Below are 9813 nucleotides of genomic sequence, written 5' to 3' on the forward strand. Positions count from 1 at the left end.
TCAATTTGTCTTCAATTCAGCTGCAAAGGCAAAGTCAGCCGCACTTCCAGCCCGCCTTCGGACAGATTGCTGAGTTGCAGTTTGCCGCCGTGTTGCTGGGCGATGTTCTGGGCGATGGTCAGTCCCAGGCCGGTGCCGCCGGATTCGCGTGAGCGTGAGGTTTCTATGCGGAAAAAAGGTTCAAATACCTTGCTCTGCAATTCTGGTGGTATGCCACTACCGCCGTCACGTATCAGTATATGCATGACATCGTTGGCAGCATCTTTGCCGGCTACCAGACTGACTTTGGCATATTGACCATATTTGACGGCATTGTCGATCAGATTGGTCAGGCAACGACGCAGGGATTGCGGCCTGGCCATGACGGTAACACCAGCTTGCCCCTGAAAGCTGACATTCTGGCCAGCATCGGCCGCATCGGCACAGACGCTGTCGAGCAGGGAATCCAGGTCCAGCGGTTTCAGGGCTTCGTTGCTGTCCATACTGCGGGCCAAGTCCAGTCCTTCGCGTATCATCATTTGCATGCCTGACAAATCTTCTATCAGTTTGTCGCGCAACTCATCATCCTTGACCTTTTCCAGACGCAGGCGCAGACGTGTCAGCGGGGTTTGCAAATCATGGGTGATGGCCGCCAGCATGTGGGTGCGCTGGGCAATGTGCTGGCGTATCCTGGCTTGCATGGCATTGAAGGCGCGGGTTGCCTGGAGGATTTCGGTCGCTCCTTTTTCTGGCAGCGGTGGGCGGTTGATGTCCTGCCCCAGCGCTGTGGCGGCCTGCGCCATTTGCTGCAAAGGGCGCATGGACATGCGTGCGATAATGAAGGTCAGCACAGCGATACTGGCCAGGAACAGGAACAGATACTGGATGAAATCTGGCCTTAAAGGCGGTGCCGGGCTACGTGGCGGCAAGACGGTCAGGCGCAAGGCGGTGCCGTCATGCAGGGTGATGCCCAGCGCTTCACAGGGCAGGCGGTTGGTCTGTATGTTTTGCGGCGAGCGCGGGCAGGACGCCGGGTCCTGTGCCAGCGACATCACGCGAAAGGTTTTGCCCAGTCTTTCACTGACAGCTGCTGCATATTCCGAGCGCGGCGCCTGGTCTGATGTTTCGGCGGGTAGTGTTGCCACCTGCAAGCCCAGACGCGGTGCGGTGGTCAGAAAAGCTTCGCGATTGGCTTCTGGCAGGGCATCCAGTGCCAGTACTAGTTGTTCGGCCCGTTCAACCGCATGCGAGTCACGGTATTGGGTAATGGTTTTCTGGCGCTCGCCAAAAGCCAGCCACCATGTCAGCGCTGTGGATGCAACGACACCAAGCAAAAGAATGGCAAATACCCTGCCCCACATCGATGACAAAATTTTCATTATTCTTGCTCCACCGCGACGGTCACGGCCAGTACATAACCGCCATTTCTGACAGTCTTGATGATTTGCGGCGAGCGCGCATCTTCCCTTAATTTCTGGCGCAGGCGGCTGATCTGAATATCGATGGAACGATCAAAGGGATCGGCATCGCGGCCATGCGTCATGTTCAGCAACTGATCACGGTTCAGGACACGGTTGGGGTGATCCAGAAAGATGTTCAGCATACGAAATTCGGCACCCGATAATGACACGACCATGTCATCCGGGCTGATCAGGTGACGCGCCGTCAAATCCAGGGTCCAGCCGGCAAATTTCAATTTTTGTAGCGCTTCGCCGGTATGCGGATTGATATTGGTCTGGATGCGTCGCAACACGCTGCGTATGCGTGCCAGCAGCTCACGCGGCTCAAACGGCTTGGGCAGGTAATCGTCAGCACCCATTTCCAGGCCGAGAATACGGTCCAGCGGTTCGCCGCGTGCAGTCAGCATGATGACGGGCAGAGTTGATTTGCTGCGCAAGGTGCGGCACAGGGTCAGGCCGTCATCACCCGGCAGGTTCAGATCGAGCACGATAAGGTCAATTTGCTGATTTTGCAGTGCCGCCCACATGGCATTGCCTTCGGCAGCGGTGACCGTACTGTAGCCATTATTATCAAGATAATCGGCCAGCAAATTGCGGATGTCGCGGTCGTCATCAACAATGAGAATTTTATTAGGTGTGTCCATGGGTTTCATTATGAGCCTGGTCCGTCCTATAGAAACGAAGATTTTGTATCGGCTTGTTATGATAAACCGATCAGGAAACAGTACGTAACAACAGTACGTAACATACCATCGTATGGTACTCCAGGTTGTTACACGTCGATACAAAGCGAGGCCAGACCGACATTTTTGGGTTACATCTGTCCCGCAAGATACGCTCCATGTCTGAGGCAGCAATGCCGGGATGTGAGCAAAATGGGATGGGTGGCCAGCGCTGAACCGGCCTGCCTATCTGATTGGGTTCAGGTCCTGATGGTCACGTCACAGTCAGGTTGCTCGCCGTTTTGCAGTATGCCGGAGACAAGGCGTCGAGTATGTTCAGTCTGTTAAGAAAGCGAAAACTATGAATACCTTACAAAAAAAATTAGCTCTTGGTTTGACGGTTATTACGATGGGTATTGCCGCCGGTGCATTTGCACAAAGCGCTCCATCAACACCACCAGCACCGCCTGCAGGTGATCACGCTGGCCATGGCCGTACACCGGCAGATCCGGCCAAGTGGGCCGAAAAAATGAAAGAGCGCATGGCCAAGCATCAGGCAGAAATGCATGATAAATTGAAGATCACTGCCGCACAGGAATCAGCCTGGAAAACCTTTACTGAATCCATGAATCCTGGTGCCATGCCGGCCCGTCCGGATCAGAAGGAACTGGCAAAACTGAGCACACCAGAGCGCATGGAAAAAGGCCTGGAAAAAATGAAAGAACACCTGGCAAAAATGCAGACACGTCTGACTGCATTGAAAACTTTCTATGCCGTGCTGTCACCAGAACAGCAAAAGATTTTTGATGACAGCCATCGTCATATGGAATCGCGTATGCGTGAACGTATGTCGCACATGGGCGGCCACGGTGCTCCTGGTGGCCCCGGCGGTCCTGGCCATGACATGCACCGCGATGGCGGTGGTCGTCCACCGATGATGGACAAGAAAAACTAAGTTTTAGTTATTTGCAGCACAGGAATGCAGACTGGCAGTAATGCCCGTATGCATTTTTCATTTTGGGTGATGGATACAGCGTTACCCGTGCGACAGAGCGGGAACCGCAAGTGTTGGAGCAGACATCTTGCAAGGTCCTGTCGCGATTTATTGCGGACGCATGCTGTTGCCCTTGGTGTGTATCCATTCCACCAGATTTTCTTCCAGCATCGGGCGGCCTATAAAAAAACCCTGGCCTTCGTGGCAACCCATGGCTTCCAGGGTCTTCCAGTGGATGGCATGTTCCACCCCTTCGGCGATCACTTGCAGGCCCAGTTTCTTGCCTAACTGGGTGATCAGTTCGGCAATACGCGGGCCTTCGGGCGTGTCGATCTGATTCACAAAAGCGCGGTCTATTTTCAGCCTGTCCACTGGCAGTTTGTCGAGATAACTGAGGGAAGAAAATCCTGTACCAAAATCATCAATCGCAATGTTGACCCCCAGGTTTTTCAGTTTGCTGAGCTGGGTTTCAAACATGGCGGCGCTGCTCATGGTGACCGATTCTGTAATTTCCAGTTCCAGATTGGATGGTGCCAGACCGCTGTCTTTCAGGGCTTTTTCGACGATATCAATAAAATCATCCTGGCGGAATTGTATGACCGATACATTCACTCCCATGCGTTGTGGTGCGATGCCGGCTTTTTGCAGTCTGACCATCATGAAACAGGCGGTACGCAATACCCAGGCACCCAGACTAATGATCAGGCCGGAATATTCGGCCAGGGGAATGAAATCATTTGGCGGTATCAGCACACCCTCGTCGGTGCGCCAGCGTATCAAGGCTTCCAGGCCGGTAAAATGTCCGGTTTCCAGATCGACCTGTGGCTGATACATAAGGAACAGGCGCTCGGCATCAAAAGCTTTGTGCAGATGTTGCATCAGGGTGGCGCGTTCGCGTATTTCTATACCCATGGAACGGGTAAACAGGGTGCAACTGCCGCGCTGCTGTATTTTGGTACGTTTCAAAGCGATACTGGCGTCCTTGAGCGGCTCGGCACCGTCGCCGTGATAACCTTCCAGTGCCACCATGCCTATGGACATGGACACCGAATGTGCAGTGGCTTCTATCGTGAACGGCAGGCTAAACAACTGCCGCAGGGTATCGGGGTCGAGCAAATCCTGGTCGCCCAGCAAACCGAATACATCGCCAGAGATGCGGGCAAAAAATACCCCTTCCCCCAACTGCTCACGCAGGCGGTCAGCCACGGCTTTCAGCAGCAGGTCGCCATAGTGATGGCCAAGCACATCATTGATTTCGGCAAAATCGTCAATGTCCAGCAATGCCACCATTTGTGCCGGCTGATGTTGTTCCAGTGCCGCGCTGATCTGATCAATGAATTTCAGGCGGTTTGGCAGCTTCAGCAACTGATCGCGGTAAGCATGATTTTTAAGCTGATTGACCAGGCTGAGGTTGTCCAGGCAGACCCCGAGATTGGCGCAGAATACCTCCAGCAGGTCACGGTTGATGTCTGACAGCGGGAAAGGCAGGTCGACATACGCAGCCAGCGGCCGGTCGCCACGTCCGGAAAAATACAGGGTCATGCTGTAAGGGCCAAACAGTGGTTCACGTCTGGTCAGTACATGCCGCAATGCATGCCGTATCTTGGTGTCATCAATTTTTTCAATCGGACAATTCATCAACTGGCTGTAATGCCCGGCCGAAGCAATGACATTGAAGATCTCGGGTGTTGCCTCTTCGTCCATTTCATTCAATTCACCCTGGGCGCACAGCAAGCCTTCGGGCGGTACCCCACACAGGGCGGCAATCTGGGTAATCACGCCACTGGCAAATGCCTGGATGCCATGATCAAAGGTGAATGCAGCGCTGGACGTGATAATCTGGTGCAGACCACGCCGGCTGGCATCTATCGTGCGTATCTGTTCATACGAACGGATGGCGGCAGTCAGCGAAGTCAGCAGTTTCTTGCGTGTCAGTTCATTCTTGGTTTTGTAGTCATTGATGTCATAGTCGCGTATTGCCTCTTCTTCCGGCGCATAGCCGGGCTGGCCGGTTCGCAGGATGATGCGGGTGTCTGCCCAGCCCAGCTCGTCACGTATGAAACTGACCAGTTCCAGACCGGCATGTTCGGTTTCCATGACCACGTCCAGCAAGACCACGGCGATATCGCTCTCTGCCGCAAATACCCGGCGTGTTTCGTCTTTGGAATAGGTATGGATGAATTCCAGCGGGCGGTTCAGTATTTGTACATACTGTAGGGCGAAGCAGGTGGTGCTGTGGACATCTTCATCATCATCGACGATCGCCACTTTCCAGCTGCGTATCAGCCGGGGGTCTCCGGAGATGTCTGCTGTATCTTCTATGATGAATAGTTCGTCATCATCACCTTGTACATTCGACATGCCTTCTCCGGTTAGAAAAGTTCATTATTACGATCTGGGATTCATGGCGCGGGGGCCTGCATCATGGATACTTGCTCTTATGCATTCCAGTATAGTGTAAGTTTGCCGCTACAAGGGCAGGAAAAAATACCCTCTTTGTTTCACTAGCCACAGATTATTGTGAGCAATAGTGAAATGGAGAGCCTCTGTGTCTCAGGCAAAACGACGTGCTGCATCCAGACCCAGGCCTGAACCGATGCTGCCAAAAAGATCACCCTCGACCTTGCGTGCGGTTGGCACGATGCTGGCAATTTGCTGGCGCAAGCCACGTACACCGCTGGAGCCACCGGTAAAGAAGACGGTATCGACCTGTTCCGGCCTGACCTGGGCAGCCTGTAGTACGCTGTTGACGGTATCGCCTATCTGTATGGTCAATTGCGAAATGGCAGTCTGCAAGCCTGCCTGGTCCAGTTCCAGCAGGCAGGCTGCGCTGCTTTGCTTGCTGCGCAGGCGATCCAGCGGCAGGCTGATGGATTGTTGATCTGACAATAATATCTTGGCTTCTTCCGAGCGGATGGCCAGCCAGTGGCCATCGCGTTCTTCCACCAGGCGTAGCAGGCGTTCGAAGCGCAGGCGCAGATCGGCACTGTTGATGTCGCGATAGACTTCCTGCAACTCACGCCAGACTTTTTGTGTGTAGGCCAGGTTGATGGTGTGCCAGGTGGCCAGGTTGAAGTAATAGCTGGATGGCACCTCGATTTGCGTACCCAGCCGTCCGCCCAGGCCAAGCAGGGGCATGACATGGGTCAGGCTCAGGTATTTGTCGAAATCGGTGCCGCCAAGGTGGACGCCGCCATTGCCCAGGATGTCGTCCTTGCGCTCAAGCTTGCTGGCGCGTTGCGGTGATAGGCGCACCAGGGAAAAATCGGAAGTACCACCGCCGATATCGGCAATCAGGACCAGTTCTTCTTTTTCTATGCGTGATTCATAATCAAAGGCGGCAGCAATCGGTTCAAACTGGAACTGTACTTCCTTGAAACCGGCAGCGCGGGCAATTTCTTCCAGCGTATCCTGGGCCAGTTGATCGGCCTTGCTGTCGTCATCGATAAAATGCACGGGGCGACCCAGTACGGCGCGGTCAAAATGGGTGCCGGCCGATTTTTCTGCGCGTTGTTTCAACTCGCCAATAAACTGTGCCAGCAGGTGGCGAAAAGGCAGGGCCTTGCCTTGTACTTCAGTCTGCCCATCCATCAGGCTGGTGCCAAGCAGGCTTTTCATGGAGCGCATCAGACGCCCTTCATAACCAGCCAGGTAGTTGCTCAGCGCAGCTCTGCCGTAAGTGACTTCATCGTCTTCGACATTGAAAAATACGACCGATGGCAGGGTGACTTTGTCTTCTTCAAGCTGCAACAATGCTGACTGGCCTGGACGATGCCAGCCTACCGTTGAATTCGAGGTACCAAAATCTACTCCACATGCTTGCGACATGAAACTTCCTGATAAAAAACCAAAGACTCAGAACACACTGTTCCAGCGATTTGCCCGGCAGTGCTGCCGGGCGGGATGATGACCACATGCTCAGACAGTATGTATGGCGTCGTGGGAAGACATACGCACCACCAGTAACTGATCAATCCGGTAATGATCAATATCGACGACTTCAAACTTGTACACCCCGACCATGACGTAATCGGTGCGCTTGGGTATCTTCTTCAACATGGTCATCATGAAACCAGCGATAGTCTCATAGCTGCCCTGCTCAGGCAAGGCATCAATATCAAGGGCGCGGCAGACATCTTCTATCGTCGTGGCGCCATCGATCAGCCAGGAACTGGCATCACGCTGGACGATCTGGTCTTCCATGAAAGGATGAACCAGGTTACCCATCAGCGTACTCAGCACGTCATTGAGGGTGATCACGCCCACTACCAGTGCATACTCATTCAGGATGACGGCAAAATCTTCGCGCGTCCCCTTAAACTGTTCCAGCATTTCTGACAGGGTCAGCGAATCCGGTACGGCCAAAGCGGTGCGTATGGATAATTCCTGCACCTTGGAAAATGCCTGGTTGGTGAGTACACGCTTAAGGATGTCCTTGGATTCGACATAGCCGACCACGTTGTCGATATGGCCATCACAGACCAGGAACTTGGTATGCGGATGCTCGGCGATTTTTTGCCGTATCACCACATCCGTATCCTGCAAGGTGAAGTAGACGATGCTGTCGCGCTGCGACATGGCCGACGGCACGGTGCGGCTTTCCAGCTCGAACACATTGCCTATCATATGGTGTTCGCGTTCTTGCAGGACCCCGGCTTCGGCACCGGCATCCACCATGGCATAGATTTCGTCCGAGGTAATTTTTTCGTTTCTTTCGGTAGGCAAATTCAACATGCGCAGCAGCAGGTTGGCCAGGCCGTTGAACACCCAGACCAGCGGTTTGAACAGCCGCACACACAAGAGCATGGGGGCGACCACCAGCATGGCCACCGCTTCGGGTGAAATCATGGCAATTTTCTTGGGCATGAGATCGGCAAACAGGATGAACAGCGAAGTCACGAACAGGAAGGATGTGACGAAACTGGCTGTTTCCACCCAGTTGTTGAGCCCTACGATAGAGATGAACAGCCTGGAAATATACGGCGTCAGCGCCTGTTCACCCAAAATACCACCGAGTATGGCAACCGCATTCAGGGCGATTTGCACCACGGTGAAGAAATGCCCGGGCTCCTGTTGTAATGCCAGCACCTTGGCAGCGCGCAAATCCCCCTCTGCTTCAAGTATTTGCAGTTTTACCCGGCGTGCGGCGGCCAGCGAAATTTCTGACATGGAAAAAAATGCACTGATGGCGACCAGCAGGGCAATGATCAGAAAGTGGTCAAACAAAGCCATATTGTCCTCTTGGCGGGTGTATCCAGCGGTAATCATATACTATTGCGCTTTGATTATTCCGCCTGAAAGTCAGCAGATATGACGAATCCTGAGCAGGTTGATGCGGCCAAACCGCTACCGACCAATGTGCGTTTTGTATTGATTACCGTATTTCTGGATATTCTTGGCATAGGGCTCATCATTCCCGTCTTGCCACGCCTGGTGGGCAGCTATATTGGCCAGGCTGACAGCCAGGCTTACTGGTATGGGGCCATCGTCGCCATTTATGGCGTTATGCAGTTTGTCTTTGCACCCATGATAGGCGCACTCAGCGACCGCTTTGGCCGTCGTCCGGTATTGCTGACCTGTGTATTTGGACTGGGGCTGAATTTTCTCTTGCTGACCCAGGTCACCAGCATTTACTGGATGCTGGTGGTGCGCGCCATCGGCGGCGTGACGGCTGGCAACCTGTCGGTAGCCAATGCCTACATCGCTGACGTGTCCAGCCCGGAAAACCGCAGTAAGGCACTGGGTAAAATAGGTGCCATGTTTGGTCTGGGTTTTATCTGCGGGCCGGTAATCGGTGGTGTGCTGGGCGAGTCACATATTCATTACCCGTTTTACCTGGCAGCTGCGGTGTCGCTGGCGAACGTGGTGTACGGTTATTTCTCTTTGCCTGAATCGCTTGCCCCTGATCATCGCAAGGCGTTTCATATTACTGCCGCCAATCCTTTTGCCGGTCTGCGTGGTTTATCGCACCTGAGCGGTGTTGGCGCCCTGGTCTGGGTCTATGCGTTGACCATGTTTGCCCAATTCACCCTTCAGACCACCTGGGTCTTGTCGACCGAATTGCGCTTTGGCTGGACACCGATGCAAAACGGCTTGTCGCTGTTCATGGTCGGTATTTCAAGCGTGCTGATGCAGGGCGTGTTTCTGGGCCGTTATATAAAACGTGTGGGTGATGCCAATGCGGTGCTGATTGGTCTGGCTTCTTCTGCCATCGCCCTGACCCTGTATGGCCTGGCGAATCAGGGCTGGATGATGTATGTGCTGATCTTGTGTAATGTGCTGGCATTTGCAGCAGGCCCCGCCTTGCAGGGGTTTTTTTCACGCGCCGTGAATGCGCGTTCGCAAGGTATTGCCATGGGTTCACTGACTGGGCTGGCCAGCATCATGAGTGTGTTCGCAACCCTGATAGGAACATCGCTTGTGGGGCAGGTCAGCCATCTGGACAAGGGCAGTATCCTGCTGGGAGCGCCCTTCTTTCTGGCGGCTACCGTGCAGGTGATGGCGCTGACGCTGGCGATGCGGCATTTGCGCAAAGCGTAATGAGAAGAAAATAAAAGCAGGTGCAATAAAAACAAAAAAGCGGACTTCAAGTGAAGTGACCCCATTAAGTTGGACGTTAATTATCTAAGTAGCCAAGGACTGATTTCTGTATTGCACAGGACTCAGTCCTTTTAGTTTGACCTTGATCCGGTCGTGATTATAGTAGTGAATATAATCC

8 protein-coding genes are annotated in these 9813 nt (G+C 53.6%); 2 read left to right on the forward strand and 6 right to left on the reverse strand.

Features of this window, described 5'->3' with window-relative positions; translation table 11 throughout:
• Positions 1-11 precede the first annotated feature (11 nt).
• Both ACO0LK_RS24125 and ACO0LK_RS24130 read right to left on the reverse strand, forming a co-directional pair.
• On the reverse strand, positions 12-1358 hold the full coding sequence (locus tag ACO0LK_RS24125) for an ATP-binding protein (protein ID WP_422979623.1): 1347 nt from the start codon (positions 1356-1358) through the stop codon (positions 12-14).
• Positions 1358-2083 (reverse strand): response regulator, encoded by a 726-nt coding sequence (locus tag ACO0LK_RS24130; RefSeq protein WP_186950761.1) that lies wholly within the window; start codon positions 2081-2083, stop codon positions 1358-1360. Before ACO0LK_RS24130 ends, ACO0LK_RS24125 begins: the two co-directional genes overlap by 1 nt.
• A 379-nt stretch (positions 2084-2462) precedes the next feature.
• Here ACO0LK_RS24130 and ACO0LK_RS24135 point away from each other — a divergent pair, with 379 nt between their 5' ends.
• A complete protein-coding gene (locus tag ACO0LK_RS24135; RefSeq protein ID WP_422979625.1) occupies positions 2463-3056 on the forward strand; it encodes a Spy/CpxP family protein refolding chaperone in 594 nt (197 codons plus the stop codon).
• Positions 3057-3203: 147 nt separating this feature from the next.
• Here the strand turns inward: ACO0LK_RS24135 and ACO0LK_RS24140 are convergent, their stop codons facing one another.
• The 3 genes from ACO0LK_RS24140 to ACO0LK_RS24150 all read right to left on the reverse strand — a co-directional run bounded on the left by ACO0LK_RS24140 (position 3204) and on the right by ACO0LK_RS24150 (position 8327).
• A complete protein-coding gene (locus ACO0LK_RS24140) occupies positions 3204-5456 on the reverse strand; it encodes a bifunctional diguanylate cyclase/phosphodiesterase (RefSeq protein ID WP_422979627.1) in 2253 nt (750 codons plus the stop codon).
• Positions 5457-5648: 192 nt separating this feature from the next.
• Entirely contained in the window at positions 5649-6923 is a 1275-nt protein-coding gene (locus tag ACO0LK_RS24145) for an Hsp70 family protein (RefSeq protein ID WP_422979629.1), read from the reverse strand.
• A 90-nt stretch (positions 6924-7013) separates the two neighbouring features.
• Complete coding sequence (locus tag ACO0LK_RS24150; protein WP_422979631.1) at positions 7014-8327, reverse strand: hemolysin family protein; 1314 nt, start codon at positions 8325-8327, stop codon at positions 7014-7016.
• A gap of 78 nt (positions 8328-8405) precedes the next feature.
• Between ACO0LK_RS24150 and ACO0LK_RS24155 the strand changes: the two genes are divergently transcribed.
• Positions 8406-9635 carry an MFS transporter gene (locus ACO0LK_RS24155; protein ID WP_422979633.1) on the forward strand — a complete coding sequence of 410 codons (1230 nt, stop codon included), beginning with the start codon at positions 8406-8408 and terminating at the stop codon, positions 9633-9635.
• Between the two features lie 84 nt (positions 9636-9719).
• Here the strand turns inward: ACO0LK_RS24155 and ACO0LK_RS24160 are convergent.
• Positions 9720-9813, reverse strand: a 94-nt coding sequence (locus ACO0LK_RS24160) for an IS3 family transposase (RefSeq protein ID WP_422974573.1), incomplete at its 5' end; no start/stop codon positions are given.

The organism is Undibacterium sp. Ji49W (assembly GCF_049340205.1).
Classification (GTDB): Bacteria; Pseudomonadota; Gammaproteobacteria; order Burkholderiales; family Burkholderiaceae_D; genus Undibacterium.